The organism is Mesorhizobium sp. CNPSo 4689, assembly GCF_057784325.1.
In genome coordinates this window covers 1-17,559 of sequence record NZ_JBWLUZ010000012.1, presented here as the reverse complement: position 1 = coordinate 17,559, position 17,559 = coordinate 1, and the positions used below count along the sequence as shown (strand labels likewise).

At 63.9% G+C, this 17,559-nt stretch carries 11 protein-coding genes; 4 read left to right on the top strand and 7 right to left on the bottom strand.

Annotated elements, in window-relative coordinates; translation table 11 throughout:
• Positions 1–181: 181 nt before the first annotated feature.
• On the top strand, positions 182–4,069 hold the full coding sequence (locus tag AC04SI_RS17565; protein ID WP_488474567.1) for a histidine kinase dimerization/phospho-acceptor domain-containing protein: 3,888 nt from the start codon (positions 182–184) through the stop codon (positions 4,067–4,069).
• A 314-nt stretch (positions 4,070–4,383) separates the two neighbouring features.
• Here AC04SI_RS17565 and AC04SI_RS17560 read toward each other — a convergent pair whose 3' ends face one another.
• Positions 4,384–6,342 carry an acetoacetate--CoA ligase gene (locus AC04SI_RS17560; protein WP_488474566.1) on the bottom strand — a complete coding sequence of 653 codons (1,959 nt, stop codon included), beginning with the start codon at positions 6,340–6,342 and terminating at the stop codon, positions 4,384–4,386.
• A 223-nt stretch (positions 6,343–6,565) separates the two neighbouring features.
• Between AC04SI_RS17560 and AC04SI_RS17555 the strand changes: the two genes are divergently transcribed.
• Positions 6,566–8,419 (top strand): AsmA family protein, encoded by a 1,854-nt coding sequence (locus AC04SI_RS17555; protein WP_404281120.1) that lies wholly within the window; start codon positions 6,566–6,568, stop codon positions 8,417–8,419.
• 53 nt (positions 8,420–8,472) lie between these two features.
• Here AC04SI_RS17555 and AC04SI_RS17550 read toward each other — a convergent pair whose 3' ends face one another.
• The 6 genes from AC04SI_RS17550 to AC04SI_RS17525 form a co-directional block, all read right to left on the bottom strand.
• Entirely contained in the window at positions 8,473–9,291 is an 819-nt protein-coding gene (locus AC04SI_RS17550) for an ABC transporter permease (protein ID WP_488474565.1), read from the bottom strand.
• A complete protein-coding gene (locus AC04SI_RS17545; RefSeq protein ID WP_488474564.1) occupies positions 9,288–10,259 on the bottom strand; it encodes an ABC transporter permease subunit in 972 nt (323 codons plus the stop codon). Before AC04SI_RS17545 ends, AC04SI_RS17550 begins: the two co-directional genes overlap by 4 nt.
• A 9-nt stretch (positions 10,260–10,268) precedes the next feature.
• Complete coding sequence (locus AC04SI_RS17540) at positions 10,269–11,408, bottom strand: ABC transporter ATP-binding protein (protein WP_488474563.1); 1,140 nt, start codon at positions 11,406–11,408, stop codon at positions 10,269–10,271.
• A gap of 76 nt (positions 11,409–11,484) precedes the next feature.
• Positions 11,485–12,582 (bottom strand): polyamine ABC transporter substrate-binding protein, encoded by a 1,098-nt coding sequence (locus tag AC04SI_RS17535; protein WP_404281117.1) that lies wholly within the window; start codon positions 12,580–12,582, stop codon positions 11,485–11,487.
• 361 nt (positions 12,583–12,943) lie between these two features.
• Positions 12,944–13,894, bottom strand: a complete 951-nt coding sequence (locus tag AC04SI_RS17530; RefSeq protein ID WP_488474586.1) for a DMT family transporter — start codon at positions 13,892–13,894, stop codon at positions 12,944–12,946.
• A gap of 145 nt (positions 13,895–14,039) precedes the next feature.
• Positions 14,040–15,488 carry a helix-turn-helix domain-containing protein gene (locus AC04SI_RS17525; RefSeq protein WP_488474562.1) on the bottom strand — a complete coding sequence of 483 codons (1,449 nt, stop codon included), beginning with the start codon at positions 15,486–15,488 and terminating at the stop codon, positions 14,040–14,042.
• A gap of 249 nt (positions 15,489–15,737) precedes the next feature.
• On the opposite strand from AC04SI_RS17525, the gene aceA reads away from it, so the two are divergent.
• Together aceA and AC04SI_RS17515 are read left to right on the top strand one after the other, a co-directional pair.
• Complete coding sequence (aceA, locus tag AC04SI_RS17520) at positions 15,738–17,027, top strand: isocitrate lyase (protein WP_488474561.1); 1,290 nt, start codon at positions 15,738–15,740, stop codon at positions 17,025–17,027.
• 56 nt (positions 17,028–17,083) lie between these two features.
• Positions 17,084–17,326: an SMc00767 family acetate metabolism repressor gene (locus AC04SI_RS17515; protein ID WP_006202762.1), complete on the top strand. Its 243-nt coding sequence runs from the start codon at positions 17,084–17,086 to the stop codon at positions 17,324–17,326.
• Positions 17,327–17,559: the final 233 nt, after the last annotated feature.

The following is a 17,559-nucleotide window of genomic DNA, read 5'->3' as shown; positions in this document are numbered from 1 at the left end:
TAGAGGTTTTTTTGTGCGATGCAACATCTTTGTTGCGGTGCACCATAAAATTCTTCCCTACCGTTAACCAAGAGCCCAGAGATTCCGACCGCTGCACGTCATAGCTTGTGGACCTTCGCCCCGCCGGCTTTTATTAACAAAGCGTTAACTGAAATTGCCCGCCGAGGGATTCGCCAAGCGCATGCCGCCTGAAAACTACTCCTTCCTCGACGTCGCCGTGCTCGACGCGGTCCGCCAGCGCTTCGCCGCCGGCGACGCGATCGCCATATTGTCGGCGGACCTCGAACAGGTGATCTGGGCCAATGGGCCCGGGGCCGCGGCGTTCGGCTACCCGGATATCGAGGCCATCATCGGCGCCTCGGCACGGCTGCCGCTGATCGCCCGGCGCCAGATCATGGCGACCAGCGGCTTTCCGGAGATCGGCAGCGACCGTGCCATCACGGTCAGGCTGGCGACCGGCCTCAGCAGCCGTGCCGTCGGCTTCCTGGCCAGCGCGGTCAGGATGCCGGATGGCGAGGATGCGATCATGCTGGTGCTGCCGGCGGCGCAAACCGGCTCGCGCAGCCCGGCCGAGATCGCCAGCCGCGCCATTGGCGGTTTCACCGAAGATGGCCATTTCATCGCCTTCATCAACGCCGCGGGCGGTGTCGAGGCCGCCTCGGACGGCTTTGCGGCGCTCGGCATCCAGCCCGAGACGCTGGAAGCCCTTGTTGGCGATGTGGCAAACGGCGACGAGCGTATCGTCAAGCGCCTGGTTCCGGGCAGCGCCAGTTCCTATCCGGCCGGCCTCGCCCGGCTGACCGACACGCGCCACCTGCTGGTGGTCATCGACGAAGACCAGCTCGACGATGAAGGGGCCGTTGGCGAGCCCTACGCCGCATCGGCAGAAGACAACAAGGCCGGCCGGGCGGAAGCCGGTCAGGATAATGAGCCCACGACAACAGCTCCGACGGCTGCGGCAGCGGACGTGGCGCCGGACGCCGGACGCGTCGCACGGCCGACCGACAAGCAGCCTGCCGCTTCGGCGACGCAAAGCCCGGACGACGGTGAACGGCAAACAACGGGCGGAGCGCCGGCGCAACACGACCACTGGTATTTCAATGCCGGCGGGGATGAGGCGAGACAGCCGAACCGGTCAGGCACTCCGGTGCAGGTCGACGCCCCGGCCGAAAGCAGGCAACAGGAGCTTGCCAGGGCCGCCTCTGCCGCCGAACGCCCCGTCGCGGCGACAATCGACCGTTCGGCACCGCCGCTGCGCTTCGTCTGGCGCACCGATGCCGAAGGCAGGTTCAGCGCGCTGTCGGCGGAATTCGCCGGGATCGTCGGCAAGCCCGCCGCCGATGTGATCGGCCGCCGTTTCAAGGATGTGGCGGCCACTTTCGGTCTTGATGCCTCGGGCGAGATCGCCGGCCTGCTGGAGCGGCGCGACACCTGGTCCGGCCGTTCGGTGCTGTGGCCGGTGGCCGGCTCCGATCTCAAGATACCAGTCGATCTGGCGGCGCTGCCGGTCTATGGCCGCAGCCGCGCCTTCGAAGGTTTTCGCGGTTTCGGCGTTGCCCGCAGCGGCGACGCGGTGGTCGATCCGGAAGCGATCGGCATGGCGCTTGTCCCCAATGGCGAGACGCACCGGACCAGCGAGCCCGCAGGTGAGGCGCCCGAGACGGGGACAGCCGAGCCGGCCGACCCGTTCAAGGGCGAAGTGCCGGCGCTGACCATCGTGCCGAAGCCAGAACGCCGCTTCGCCGACAAGGTGATCCGGCTGGCCGAGCATCGGCAACCGGCCAACGATAAGGGCCTGTCGACCCTGGAGCGCAGCGCCTTCCGCGAGATCGGCGAGCGGCTGAAGAAGGACAGCACGACCCCGGTCGAACCGCCGGCCGCGGAGACCCGCGCCGAGGACACAAAAGCAACCGCCGACGGGGATGCCCCGATCGAGGCAGTCGACGCGACTTTGCCCGGGCAATCCGGCGTCGCACAGCAGCCGGAGCCGTCCGCCGAAGTCGGTGAGCAGGCGAAAGTCGCAGCAACCGTCAGCCGGCCGCCGGAAAGCGAAACGGAAGCGGCTGAACAACCCGAGAGCGACGCCGAAGACGAGAAGGATCTGGCGCGGCTCGACGGCGTCCAGCCGGAGGAAGATAGCGAAGAGACCCCCACGGACCAGACCGCGGCGCCTGCCGTCTCGGGCTCGCTGCTCGACTATGCCGACCATACGGACGAGCCGGGCCAGGTTGCGGACAGTAGCGACGCGCCGGTTTCCGAGCCGGACCAGGCGACAGTAGCACCGGAAGCCACCAAGGCTGAGGATACCAAGCCGGCTGTTGCCGAGGCGCCGGCTATGGGCGCCGGCGAAGACGACAGCATGACATCAGACGATTTCCGCGACGCCGAGGACAGCGAGGACTGGGCGCCGGCCGACGAGGACACCGCTGCTTCCGTCGAGGAAGCCGCCTCGTTGGCAAAAGACAGTGTCTCTGACGCGGCTTTGCCACCTCCGGAGCAGCCGCTGCTCAAGGTGCCGCCGCTCAAGCTCGACGGGTTCCTGCCCTCGGCTTTCTCAACCGGGTATGAGACCAAAGCCCCCGATACATCGATCCTCGGCAAGCTGCCGGTACCGCTGCTCATCCATTCCGGCGACGAGCTTCATTACGCCAATGACGAGTTCCTCCATTTGACCGGCTATGACGCGCTCGACGATTTGGCCGATGCCGGCGGCCTCGGCGCCTTGTTTGCCGATCATTACTCCGACGACGGCGCTGCCGACGAAAGCGATCGGGCGCTCAGGCTGAAGGCGCGCGACGGGCAGGAATTCCCGATCGACGCCATCCTGCGCTCTGTTCCGTGGCGCGGCGGCAAGGCGCTGATGCTGGTGGTGCGCCGTTCCGGCGAGGACGAGGCGGTCGCTGCCCTGCATGGCCTGTCGGACGAACCGACCCAGCCCGATGTTTCCGAGCTCAAAAGCCGCATTGCCGAAATGCGCACCATCATCGACACCGCCACCGACGGCGTGGTGCTGATCGGCCGCGACGGCGCGATCCGCTCGATCAGCCGTCCGGCAGAAGCATTGTTCGGCTTCGACAGCGACGAGGTGGCCGGCAAGCCGTTCGCCTCGCTGTTCGCCATCGAGAGCCAGCGCGCGGCGCGCGACTATCTCAACGGGCTTTCCGAGCCCGGCGTTGCCAGCGTGATGAATGACGGACGCGAGGTGATCGGACGCGAGGCGCAGGGGCGCTTCATTCCGCTGTTCATGACCATCGGCAGGCTGCCCAGCGACAGCGGCTTCTGCGCCGTGGTGCGCGATATCACGCAGTGGAAGCGGGCCGAGGAGGATCTCACCCAGGCGCGCGCCGTGGCCGAGCGCGCCTCTTCACAGAAGACGGATTTCCTGGCTCGTATCAGCCACGAGATCCGCACGCCGCTCAATGCCATCATCGGCTTTTCCGAACTCATGGTGGACGAGAAATTCGGGCCGGTGGCCAATGACCGCTACCGCGATTACCTACGCGACATCAACCGCTCGGGCAACCACGTGCTCGACCTCGTCAACGACCTGCTCGACATTTCGAAGATCGAGGCCGGCCAGCAGGAGATGGACTACGAGGCGGTGTCGCTCAACGACACGCTGGCCGAGACGGTGGCGATGATGCAGCCGCAGGCCAATCGCGAACGCGTCATCATCCGCTCCAGCTTCGCTTCGCGGCTGCCGGAAGTGGTTGCCGATTTGCGCAGCGTGCGCCAGATCGCCCTCAACATCCTGTCCAACGCCATCCGCTACACACAGGCGGGCGGCCAGGTCATTGTCTCGACCGCCTACGAGACCTCGGGCGATGTCGTCATGCGCGTGCGCGATACCGGCATCGGCATGAGCCAGGCCGAGATCGAGCAGGCGCTGAAGCCGTTCAAGCAGATCAACGCGCTGAAGCGCGGACGCGGCGACGGTACCGGTCTCGGACTGCCGCTGACCAAGGCGATGGTGGAGGCCAATCGGGCTCGCTTCAGCATCAACTCGACGCCCGGCGAAGGCACGCTCGTCGAAGTCGCCTTCCCCTCGACCCGCGTGCTGGCCGAGTAGGCCCGATCCATTGCTTTTGCAGCAAAAGAAAAGGCGTCCAATGGGACGCCTTAGGTAATGAGATTGCTGTCACAACGGGGCTTGAGCGAAACTGATCCTCAGGGGACGAGGACGGGATTTCTCCCTCAAGTTACATGCGACTATCAGCGCCGGCCCTTAACAAATCCTTACCGGCCGGGCGGAAAATTTACGAATGTGTACCACTCATGAAATCTAGGTAAATTCGACCGAGATAATTCGTTAACCATCGTGATGGCCTTTTAGCCATGCATGCCGTTCTCCCAAAACCGCCACACACTTTTGGGCGGCATGCATCAGTCGGCAAGCTGCGGCAGATTTTTGAACAACTCCAGCGCCTCGGGATTGGCGAGCGCCTCCTTGTTCTTGATGGCGCGGCCATGCACCACGTCGCGCACCGCAAGTTCGGTGATCTTGCCCGATTTGGTGCGCGGAATGTCGGTGACGGCGACGATCTTTGCCGGCACATGGCGGGGGCTCGCCCCGGTACGGATTTTCGCGCGGATGCGTTTTTCCAGATCGGCGTCCAGCACCACGCCGGCGGCCAGCCGCACGAACAGCACGATGCGCACGTCATTGTCGAAATCCTGGCCGATGCACAGCGCCTCGAGGATCTCCGGCATCTGTTCGACCTGGTTGTAGATCTCCGCCGTGCCGATGCGCACACCGCCCGGGTTGAGCGTCGCGTCGGAGCGGCCATGAATGATCAGGCCGCCATGGGCGGTCCATTCGGCGAAGTCGCCGTGGCACCAGACATTGTCGAAGCGCTCGAAATAGGCGGCCTTGTATTTCTTGCCTTCGGGGTCGTTCCAGAAGCCGATCGGCATTGCCGGAAAGGCTTTCGCGCAGACCAGTTCGCCCTTCTCCTGCCGGACCGGCCTGCCGTCGTCGTCCCAGACGTCGACGGCAAGGCCGAGGCCGGGTCCCTGGATCTCGCCGGTCCATACCGGCTCAGTCGGCACGCCGAGCACGAAGCAGGAGACGATGTCGGTGCCGCCGGAGATCGAGGCCAGATGCACGTCCTTCTTGATGCCGTCATAGACGAAGCGGAAATCCTCCGGCGACAGCGGCGAACCGGTCGAAGAGATGGTGCGCACCGTGGACAGATCATGGCTGCGGATCGGCTCGAGGCCGGCCTTGCGCACGGAATCGATGAATTTCGCCGAGGTGCCGAAATAGGTCATCTTCTCGGCATCGGCGAAGTCGAACAGCGCATTGCCGTCCGGGTAGAAGGGCGAGCCGTCATAGAGCAGCAAGGTCGCGCCGGAGGCCAGGCCCGAGACCAGCCAGTTCCACATCATCCAGCCGCAGGTGGTGAAGTAGAAGAGGCGGTCGCCGTCGAGCAGGCCGGCATGCAGGCGCTGTTCCTTGATGTGCTGGATCAGCGTGCCGCCGGCCGAATGGACGATACATTTCGGAATACCGGTCGTGCCTGAGGAAAACAGGATGTAGAGCGCGTGCGCGAACGGCAGCCTCTCGAAGCTGACCGGCTTGGCGGCAAAGGGAGACAGCGCCTCCTCAAGGCTATCCGCCCTGTCGATGGTCGCTGCCACATCCGCCGATGTGCCGAGATAGTCGACGATCAGGATCTTGCGGACGGAAGGCAGCTTTGCCGCCACCGTCGCGATCTTGTCGGCGACCTCGATCGCCTTGCCATTGTACCAGTAGCCGTCGGGCGCGATGAACACGACGGGCTCGATCTGGCCGAAACGGTCGAGCACGCCCTGCTCGCCGAAATCGGGAGAGCAGGACGACCAGACGGCGCCGATCGAGGCCGCCGCCAGCATAGCTGCGACGGTCTCCGGCATGTTGGGCATCATGGCGGCGATACGGTCGCCTTTCTTCACCTTCAGCGACAGGAAAAGCTGCTGCAGGCGCGAAGTCAGCGCATTGAGTTCGTTCCAGGACAGCCGCCGCTCGACCTTGTCCTCGCCGCGAAAAACGATCGCCTCGCCTGACCCGGTTTTCTTCAAAAGGTTCTCGGCGAAGTTCAGCGTCGCGTCGGGAAAGAAGGCTGCCCCCGGCATCTTTTCGCCATCGACCAATGCGCGATCGCCCTTGTCGCCGACGATACCGCAAAAATCCCAGACCAGGTCCCAGAACGCCTCGCGATCGTCGATCGACCAGCGGTGAAGCTCTGCATAGGCGGCGAAGGAGAGACCGGTTTTCGCCGCCGCGGCTTTCATGAAGGCGGTCATCGGCGCGGCGTCGATCTGGTCTTGCGTCGGGGTCCAGAGTGGTGCGTCGGCAGCCATGATCGTTCCTCCACGGGCTGCACCGCTTATGCATATTGCGTTGCAGCAGGGCAAGATTTTGTTCCGACAAGTGATGACGCATCGGGAAAACCGCCGGCAAAGCAGATGTCCATGGCTGTTGGTGTGCGCAAATGCCATCGCCGGGCCATAAAGACTTGAAATGCGTCAGCGCTGGGTTACACCCGTCGGGCGATTTGTCGGCAATGGAAGCAACCGGGGCGATATGCGATCATCTTTGATCCGGCGCGGAATATGGGCGATCGGCGTTGCCGTGCTCGTGATCGCGCTGGTCGTCGCCGCCCTGCCGCTGTTTGCCTCGACCCGCATCGTGCGCGACCGCATCGCCTGGGAGATGAGCGCCTGGAGCGGCTTCAGGGTCACCATCCAGGGCTCGCCGCGCATCGAGGTCTGGCCGAAATTCCGGGCCATCCTGAGCGACGTGACGCTTTCGCAGTGGACCGAGACCGACGCCCCGCCGGTGATCGAAGCCGAGCGCGTCGAGGTCGACCTCTCCGCCATGGCGGCATTGCGCGGCGACGTGGTGTTTTCCACCGCGCGGCTGGTGCGGCCGACGATCAGGGTCCAGCGTGCGACAAACGGTTTCTACCTGCCGGCCATTCCGACCGGCGGCCGCATCACGCGCTCGATCGACACGGCGCGCGGTGTAGTCAGTGCCGATCCGGCCAAGCCCGATCTCAGCAAGCTGCCGGCCGATCCATTCGGCACGGTGGAGTTCAGGGACGGCCGCATGGTGGCTCTGGTCGGCGGCAAGGAGACCGAGATCCTGAGCAGCCTCACCGGCCAGGCGAACTGGGCGGCGATGAACAGCAATGCGACGATGACGGCGACCGGCATCTGGCGCGGCGAAAGCGTAGCCGTCGATTTCGCGTCGCCAAACCCGCTGGTGTTGTTTGCCGGCGGTGCCGCGCCAATCACGCTATCCTTCAAGGCCGCACCGGCCACCTTTTCCTTCGACGGCATGGCCTCGATGTCGGAGAATGGCTATTTCGATGGCCAGGCGAAGTTTGCAGCGCCCTCGCTGCGGCGCGTGCTCGAGTGGTCGCAGGCCGGCATCGCGCCAAGTGCAGCGATCGGCTCGGTCTCGGTCGCCAGCAAGGTGACGGCGTCGGCCGGCCGGGTGAAATTCGAAAACACCACGGTGGCGCTCGACAACAATCCGGGCATGGGGGCACTGGACTTCTCCTTCGGCGAGACCCTGCCGGTCATCTCCGGCACGCTCGCCTTCGACACGCTCGACCTCCGGTCGTTTCTGTCCGCTTTCACGCCGCTGGCACCAACCGGAGAGTCCGGCCCCGGCGAGATCGACACCAGCTTCGCCGACAAGGTCAATCTCGACCTCAGGCTGTCGGCGGCGCACGCCACGGCCGGACCCGTCCAGCTTGCCGACGTCGCCGCCACGGCGCAGGTCAAGAACGGGCTTGCCGTCTTCGACATTTCGGATGCCTCGGCGTTCGGCGGCAACATCCAGAGCAGCCTGCGTTTCGACCGCAAACCCGAAGGCACGCAGGTCGAGATTCGGCTTCTCGCATCCGACGTCGACGGCGGCGCCTTCGCCACCGCGGCCGGCATGACGCGGCTGGTGCCGGTCGGAACCGCAACCGTCTCGGTCATCCTGAAAGGGCCGGGCAAATCCTGGGATTCGATCTTCGAAAACGCCGACGGCTCGGTCACGGCGACGTTCGGGCCGGGCGCGCTCACCGGGCTCAACCTGCCGGCCTTCCTCAAGCGCACCGAACAGGGCGGGTTCTTCGCGCTCGACGACGTCTCCAACGGGACGCTGCCGATCGACGGCGCCGAGATCAAGGCCAGCATCTCGAAGGGCGTGGCGCGGCTGGACAAGGCCGAGGCCAATTCGGCGAAGTCCAAGATCTGGCTTTCCGGCATCGCCTCCTATGCCGGACGGGGGCTGGCGCTGTCGGGCGGCGTCATCCAACCTGAGCAGGCCGCCAAGCAGCCGGATGGGCAGCAAGGACCCAACCAGTCGTCCTTCTTCGTCGGCGGCACCTGGAGCACGCCGTTCATCTCGCCCATCAGCCGCGGCATTTCGGGCGAATAGACCGCCCCTTCTCCCGTCAGGCAGCCAGCACTTGCGGCTGCCTGCCTTAACGATCAGCCGCGCTGCGCCGCCTGCTCGTCGAGCTGGCGCTGCACTTCACGCCGCTTGTTGGCGAGCGAGGCGATGATGACGCCGATGGCGACGACGGCGATCAGAATGGTGCAGGCGGCGTTGATTTCCGGCGTCACGCCGAGGCGAACCTGGCTGTAGATCTTCATCGGCAAGGTTGTGGCGCCAGGGCCCGAGGTGAAGCTGGCGATCACCAGGTCGTCGAGCGACAGCGTGAAGGCCAGCATCCAGCCGGAGACGATGGCCGGCATGATCACCGGCAGCGTGATCTGGAAGAAGGTCTTCACCGGGGTCGCGCCAAGATCCATCGCGGCTTCTTCCAGCGAACGGTCGAAGCTGATCAGGCGCGACTGCACGACGACGGCGACAAAGCACATGGTGAAGGTGATATGGGCGAGCGTGACGGTCAGGAAGCCGCGGTCCAGTCCGACGGCAACGAAGAGCAGCAGCAGCGACAGGCCGGTGATGACCTCAGGCATGACCAGCGGGGCAAAGACCATGCCGGAAAACAGCACCCGGCCCCTAAAGCGCGTGTAGCGGGTCAAGGTGAGCGCCGCCAAAGTGCCGAGCACGGTGGCCACCGTGGCCGAGATAACGCCGACGCGGGCCGTTACCCAGGTGGCGTCCATCAGGCCCTGGTTGTGGAACAGCGAGACGTACCATTTGGTCGAGAAGCCGCCCCAGACGGTGACCAGTTTCGACTCGTTGAACGAGAAGACGATGAGCAGGACGATCGGCAGGTAAAGAAAGGCAAAGCCCAGCACGATCGAGGTGATATTGAATCGGCTCCAGGTGGCGTTCATTTGCCTTGCTCCTGAGCGCGCGCCTGGGCCTGCTGGAAGAGCATGATCGGCACGATCAGCAGCAACAGCAGGATGACGGCGACGGCCGACGATACCGGCCAGTCGCGGTTGCCGAAGAACTCGTTCCACAGCGTCTTGCCGATCATCAGCGTCTGTGAGCCGCCGAGCAGGTCCGGAATGACGAACTCGCCCACTGCCGGGATGAACACCAGCAGGCAGCCGGCGATGACGCCGGGCAGCGACAGCGGAAAGGTGATCTTCCAGAAGGCACTGGTCGGCGGGCAGCCGAGGTCCTTGGCCGCCTCGATCAGCGAGTAATCCATCTTCTCCAGCGACGAATAAAGCGGTAGCACCATGAACGGCAGATAGGAATAAACGATGCCGATGAAGATCGCCGAATAGGTGTTGAGGATGATCAGCCGCTCGCTGATGACGCCGGTGGCAAGCAGGAACTCGTTGAGCAGGCCCTCGGGCTTGAGGATGCCCATCCAAGCGTAGACGCGGATAAGAAACGAGGTCCAGAACGGCAGGATGACCAGCATCAGCAGGGTCGGGCGGATACTTGCGGGGGCGCGCGACATGCCATAGGCGATCGGATAGCCGACGAACAGGGTCAGGACCGTCGAGATCGCGGCGATGATGACGCTGGTCACATAGGCGTTGAAGTAGAGCGCGTCCCCGATCAGCCAGGCGTAATTGTCGATGCTGAGCTGCTTGAGCTGATCAAAAAAGCCGGAAATGCCGCCGCTGAAATCGAGCACCGGCGTGTAGGGCGGCATGGCGATCGCGGTCTGCGACAGCGATATCTTGAAGACGATGATGAAGGGAATGAGAAAGAAGAACAGCAGCCAGAGATAGGGGATGATGATGACCAGACGGCCGACGAAAGCCGCTCCCAGTCTGGCCAGTGGGGACTGGGCGGCATCTGCCGATGGGGACGTTGCTGCAGCGGCGGCGGCGTTCGACATGGTCGCCCCCTACCGTGTCAGCACGACGCCGGCATCGGACCGGAAAGAAACCCAGGCGCGGTCGTTCCAGCTCAGCGGATCTTCGGTCACGCGCGCCGCATTCATCGTGCTCGCCCGCACCATCTGTCCGTCGTCCAGCCTGACGTGATAGACGGTCATGTCGCCGAGATAGGCGATGTCGTAGACTTCACCTTCGAGCGCATTGACCGCGTCGGCCGGCTTCCTCGACGAAATCCTGATCTTCTCCGGCCTGATGGCGAAGACGATGTCGGCGCCGGCCGCGGCATCGCCGGCGTTCTCGACGACGATCTGGGCTCCGGTGGCGCCCGCGATGCGGGTTGTCTTTGCCGTCCGCTCGGCAACCTTGCCTTCGAACATGTTCACGTTGCCGACGAAGTGGGCGACAAAGCGCGAGGCAGGCGCCTCGTAGACTTCGGGCGGCGTCGCCACCTGCATCACCTCGCCCTTGTCGAGGATGGCGATGCGATCGGCCATGGTCATCGCCTCTTCCTGGTCGTGGGTGACGACGACGAAGGTCAGACCAAGCTTCTGCTGCAGGTCCATCAGCTCGAACTGCGTTTCCTCGCGCAGCTTCTTGTCCAGCGCACCGAGCGGCTCGTCGAGCAGCAGCACCTTCGGTCGCTTGGCGACCGAGCGGGCGAGCGCCACGCGCTGGCGCTGGCCGCCCGACAATTGGTGCGGCTTGCGCTTGGCGAACTGCTCGAGCTTGACCAGCTTCAGCATCTCGGCGACGCGCGCGGCGATCTCGGGCTTCGGCATGCCGTCCTGCCTGAGGCCGAAGGCGATGTTGTTCTCGACCGTCATGTGCGGGAACAACGCATAGGACTGGAACATCATGTTGACCGGCCGGCGGTAGGGCGGGATGCCGCGCAGATCCTGGCCGTCGAGCAGGATGCGACCGGCGGTCGGCTCCTCGAAACCGGCAAGCATCCTGAGCAGCGTCGACTTTCCGCAGCCCGACGCGCCGAGCAGCGCGAAGAACTCGCGCTCGAAGATGGTCAGCGACAGATTGTTGACGGCGGTGAAGTCGCCGAACTTCTTGGTGACATTGTCGAACTGGATATACGGCTTGGCGTTCGGATCATTCCATGGCGCGAAATCCCTGCGGATGCTGCCAAGCGATTTCATATCCCCACTCCGTCTGCTGCGTTCCCCGAAAAAGATTTGACCCCGGCAGATGGCTGCCGGGGTCGTGTCTGATCGCCTACTGACCGGTGACGATCTTGGTCCAGGTGCGCGTGATGAGGCGCTGGGTCTTCGGATCGTAGGGCTGGACGGTATAGAGTTTCTGCAAGGTCGCCGCATCCGGATAGATCGCCGGATCTTCGAGCACCGCCTTGTCGATGAACTGCTGCGAGGCCTTGTTGCCGTTGGCGTACAGCACATAGTTCGATGATTTGGCGATCACTTCGGGTTTCATCATGTAGTTGAGGAACTCGAGCGCCTCGGCGACATGCGGCGCATCGGCCGGTATCGCCATCTGGTCGAACCACATCTGGGCGCCTTCCTTCGGCACGGCATAGCCGATCTCGACGCCTTGCTTGGCCTCGACGGCGCGGTTGCGGGCCTGGAAGACGTCGCCCGACCAGCCGACCGCCAGGCAGATGTCGCCGTTGGCGAGCGCGTTGATGTATTCGGACGAATGGAATTTTCTGATGTAGGGCCGGATCTTCAGCAGTGTCTCTTCGGCCTTGGCAATGTCGTCGGGCGAGGTGCTGTTCGGATCGAGGCCGAGATATTTCAGCGCCGCCGGAATGATGTCGGCCGGCGAATCCAGCACGTAGACGCCGCAATCCTTCAGCTTAGCCAGGCTTTCCGGATTGAAGAACGCGTCCCAGCTGTCGATCTTGTCGGTACCGAGCGCGGCTTGCACCTTCTTGATGTTGTAGCCGATGCCGACGGTGCCCCACATGTAGTTGATCGAATATTCGTTGCCGGGGTCGTATTTGGCGGTCCGTTCCAGAACGGTGTCCCACATGTTGGAGATGTTCGGCAGCTTCGACTTGTCGAGCTTCTGGAACACACCAGCCTGGATCTGGCGGGCGAGGAAATTGCCGCTCGGCACGACGACGTCATAGCCGCTGCCGCCGGCCAGGAGCTTGGTTTCGAGGATCTCGTTGGAATCGAAGGTGTCGTACACAACCTTGATGCCGGTCTCCTTGGTGAAGTCGTCGATGATCGAGCTGTCGATATAGTCGGACCAGTTGAAGACGTTGACGACGCGGTCCTCGGCATGACCGCCTATGGTGAAAAGTGTCAAAAATGCCGAAGTCGCCGAAAGCCAGAGCGCTTTGCGGATCATGCTATTCTCCTTTGGTGAGTGTTCCATCGCCGGTCCGTCGCGACATCCGCGCGGCCGGGCTTTTGTTTCAGATTGTTGGGCTTGCCGGAGAGCGGCAAGCCAGAGTTGGCGCAGCAGGCCTGGCTCGATGTCCGATCGGATGGAGAGCTCGCGTACCCATGCCAGGATCTTGTGGGCGTTTGGCCGCCGTCAGAAGCTTTCGCCACGGCGCGGGCAGGGATACGACGATGTTGTCCGGTCTCGATCGGACCGGCGGAGACACTTGGCAAGATACGCCTGTCTTGTTGTTGCCGTGGCCGCAACCTGCCCGCGCCGCAACACCATTGTCAATGGCAAACGCGTGCGCCGCATTGATGCCGCATCAATTAGGCGATGGCAGGCCAGTGACGCCCGGCCGCTCGGGTCGCGCCTGACGCTTGAACTCGAGTCCGATATGGACGAGCAGCGCCGTGACGACGACCGTACCGCCGATGATGGTGCGCGCCGACGGCACCTCGGAATGGACCAGCCAGACCCAGATCGGGCCGAGGATAGGCTCGAAGGTGCCGAGCAGGGCGGCGATCGCCGCCGGAACAAGTCGGGCGCCGGTGGCGAAGAAGACAAGGCCGACGCCGAGATTGATGACGCCAAAGACAAACAGAAGACCCATGTCGTGGCTGGAAACGGCGAATGCCGATGCCTGAGACGCGGCGAAGGCGCCGGCCAGCATCGTGCCAAGGCAGGTCGCCGGCGTCATGCGCACATAGGCGAAGCGCCGGGTGATGACGGTGGCGATCGAGAACACGCAGGCGATGAGCAGCGCCAGACCGTCGCCGATGGGAGACACGGTGCCGCCAAGCGATTCCGACACCATGATGGCGACGCCGGCAATGACGGCGGCGATTGCCAGCCAGGTCGCCCTGGTCACCCGCTCGCGAAACAGCAGCCAGGCAAGCAGCGCAGCCAGCAGCGGCACGCCGGCCTGCATCAACAGGATGTTGGCGACTGTGGTGTGGGCCAACGCGACGATGAACGAGGTCGATGCGATGGCGAAGCAGAAGGCCACGGCCAAGCCAGGCAGGCCCATGTCGCGAAACAATTTCAGCATGCCGCGCCAGCCGTCGCGCCAGGCCATGAACGCGATGAGAAAGGCGGCGGCCCAGGCCGAGCGCCAGAACACAATCGTCCAGTTGTCGGTGATGTCGAGGAACCGGGCGATGGTCCCGCCAAAACTCCACACCAGCGCCGACAGGAACACCAGAAGCATGCCTATACGTTCCTCGCGTGGCGAGACGACCGGCGAAGAAGCACTTGGCGATGCGGTATCGGTCATGGTTGCCACTGTCGCGATTTCCAGGACGGCACGATGCGCGATGGACGACAGAAACGTGCTTCAATTGCGTAGGGCAAAGACGAAGGTCGGACGAGGTCCACCGAATGGCGGCGGTTGTGACAACGGGTTGCCGTCGCGAACCGCCTCACTGAAAATCGAAAGCGCTCAATCCGGTCACCATCTCGTCGAGGCCGAGCGGGCGTGTCACCGGCGGCTCGGCGCGGGCGAGGCAGCCGATGCGTTCGCAGAGCCGGCAGGCAGGGCCGACCGGCGTGGCCGGGGCGGGGCCCTGTCCGGCCTTGCCGCTTGCGGCCGGCCCCGGAAGGGCCGCGCCATAGACGATCTCGTCGCGAAAGCCGATGTCGCAGGCCAGGAGCAGGGCGGTGCGTCGCGGGCGTTCCGAGAACGAGCCTTGCGGGCCTTCCAGCGTGCGGGCGATGCAGAGGAATTCGGCGCCATCGGGCATCTCCACCGCCTCGACAAGGATTTGGCCCGGCAGCGTGAAGGCGGCGTGGACGGGAAGCTTTGGGCAGCCGCCGCCGAAACGGCTTTGCGGAAAGCCCTGGCTGCCCGCCTTGCGGAAGCGGTTGCCGGCGTTGTCGACCTCGAGCATGAAGAACGGGACGCCCTGCGCACCCGGCCGCTGCAGCATGGTCAGCCGGTTCGCCGCCTGTTCGAAGGACACGCCGAAGCGCGAGCGCAAAACGTCGACGTCGTAGCGGGCGCGCACCGCCGCCGAATGGAAGGCCTGATAGGGCATCATCAGGGCGTGGGCGGCATAGCGGCCGAGTTCGAAACGAGCGAGCCTTCGGGCCTCGTCGGTGGTCAGCTTCAAGCCTTGAATCTCGCCGGCGACCGCGACCGTCATGCGGATCAGGCAAGCCTCCATCGCCACCTCGCGCAACTGGTCGAATGGCGACAGCCGCTCGGACAGGAACAGGCGCTGCGAGTGGCGGTCGTAGCGGCGGCGCCAGTTCGGCATGGTGGCGACCGGCAGCACCTTGACCACGATGCCGTATTCGCGCCTCAGCCAGGCCTTCAGCGCGCCGAACAGGTCGTCGCCCGGATCGAGCAGCGCGGTGAAGGCCTCGGCCTCCTCCTCGAGCGCGGAAAAGTGGTTCGGCCGGCGCTCGAAAATCTCGTGCACTTCGTCAACCGGAAGACGGGCGCCGGAGAGCGCGGTGGCCCGACCCTCGCGCGCCAGAAGTTCGCTGAGATCGGAAAGCCGCTCGGCCTGCTCGCGATAGGCGCGGAAAAGCTTGATCATCGCGGCCGAGGCGTTGGGGGCGGCCTCGGCCAGCTCGATCAATTCCTGGTCGCCCGGCAGTTCGCCTGAAAGCAGCGGATCGCCGAACACTTCCTTCAAGGCCGATATCGATCCCCTCGCCTCGCCCTGCAATTCATGCGGATCGACCTTGTAGACGGATGCCAGCCTCAGGATCAGCTGGACCGTCAGCGGCCGCTGGTTGCGCTCAATGAGGTTGAGATAGGACGGCGAGATGCCAAGCCCTTCTGCCATCGCCGTCTGGGTCAGGCCCTTGGCGTTGCGGATGCGGCGGATGCGCGGCCCGGCGAAGATTTTCTGGTCAGCCATCGACTGTCCTTGACAGGAATTTACACAAGTTCAGCGCAAGAGGCGCCCGCGTCAGATTTTTACAATCGTGACAAATTTACAGCGCTCGCCAGTCAAACACAACACAGATTTTCCCTTATTTTCCGACCAAAATGGCAGTTTTCCTCGCTTGTTTCGCGCCGCAATGTAAATGATGTCACACACACTGACGACGCAGATCTATCATGACGCGGCGTTTCGAAACCAGCATCTGACGAATTGGAGTGACCAATGACCGATTTTTACAATCTCGTCCCATCCGCGCCCGAAGGCCGGTTCGACGGCATCGAACGGCCCTATTCGCCGGAGGATGTGAAGCGGTTGCGCGGTTCGGTCCAGATCCGCCAGAGCCTTGCCGAAATGGGCGCCAACCGGCTGTGGAAGCTCATCCACGAGGAGGATTTCGTCAACGCACTCGGCGCCATGTCGGGCAACCAGGCCATGCAGCAGGTTCGCGCCGGGCTGAAGGCAATCTATCTGTCGGGCTGGCAGGTCGCGGCCGACGCCAACACCGCGTCGGCGATGTATCCGGACCAGTCGCTCTATCCCGCCAATGCAGCACCCGAACTCGTCAAGCGCATCAACCGCACTCTTCAGCGCGCCGACCAGATCGAGACCTCCGAAGGCAAGGGGCTTTCGGTCGACACCTGGTTCGCGCCAATCGTCGCCGACGCGGAGGCCGGCTTCGGCGGACCGCTCAACGCCTTCGAGATCATGAAGGCCTTCATTGAGGCGGGCGCCGCGGGCGTCCACTATGAGGACCAGCTGGCGTCGGAAAAGAAGTGCGGCCATCTCGGCGGCAAGGTGCTGATCCCGACCGCGGCGCATATCCGCAACCTCAATGCGGCACGCCTGGCGGCCGACGTCATGGGCACGCCGACGCTGGTCGTCGCGCGCACCGACGCCGAAGCGGCAAAGCTTTTGACCTCGGACATCGACGAGCGCGACCAGCCCTTCGTCGACTATGATGCCGGCCGCACGGTGGAAGGCTTCTATCACGTCAGGAACGGCATCGAGCCCTGCATCGCCCGCGCCATCGCCTACGCGCCTTACGCGGACCTGATCTGGTGCGAGACCTCGAAGCCCGACCTGGCCCAGGCCAAGAAGTTCGCCGAGGGCGTGCGCAAGCATCATCCGGGCAAGCTGCTCGCCTATAATTGCTCGCCGTCATTCAACTGGAAGAAGAACCTCGACGACGCGACCATCGCCAAGTTCCAGCGGGAACTCGGCGCCATGGGCTACAAGTTCCAATTCATCACGCTGGCCGGTTTCCACCAGCTCAATTTCGGTATGTTCGAGCTGGCCCGCGGCTACAAGGCGCGGCAGATGGCGGCCTATTCGGAATTGCAGGAGGCCGAGTTCGCGGCGGAGGTCCATGGCTACACCGCGACCAAGCACCAGCGCGAGGTCGGCACCGGCTATTTCGACGCTGTGTCGATGGCGATCACCGGTGGCCAGTCGTCGACCACAGCCATGCATGAATCGACCGAGCACGCCCAGTTCAAGCCGGCAGCGGAATAACAAGGCAAAACAACCAGAGGAAACGCCCGAGAGGGCAAGGAACAAGGAGAAGACCAATGGCATCGATAAGCCGCGTCAAGGAACGAGCTGAAGAACAGTCGACCACGATGAGCGTCGACCAGCAGGCGACCATCCGCATGCTGGCCAATGATTTGCACAGGCTCAATCAGTCGGTCATGAAGGCGGTCGAAGCCGGCGTCTCCGTCGAGCTCGTGCGCTCGGCGCGCCACCATGGCGGCGACGGCAATTGGGGGGACCTGCTGATACCGGTGATCGTCACCCAGCAGAGCCACGGCTGACCAAATCCCCAGCGCGCTCGCTTCGCGGGCGTTCTTCGGCGGATGCAGTCTCGCCCGCGCGGTTACGCGCGGGCGACTTTCGTTCTAGCACTACTGCCAGGAATAGAACTTGCACTAAATTTTAGCTTTTCTTGCAATATTGTACATGCCTGCCGTTTCAGCTTGACACCAGTATTGATCTCACGCCATTTGTGTCGCAGGTTTCAACCCTGCATTGAAACAGAGATGAGTGC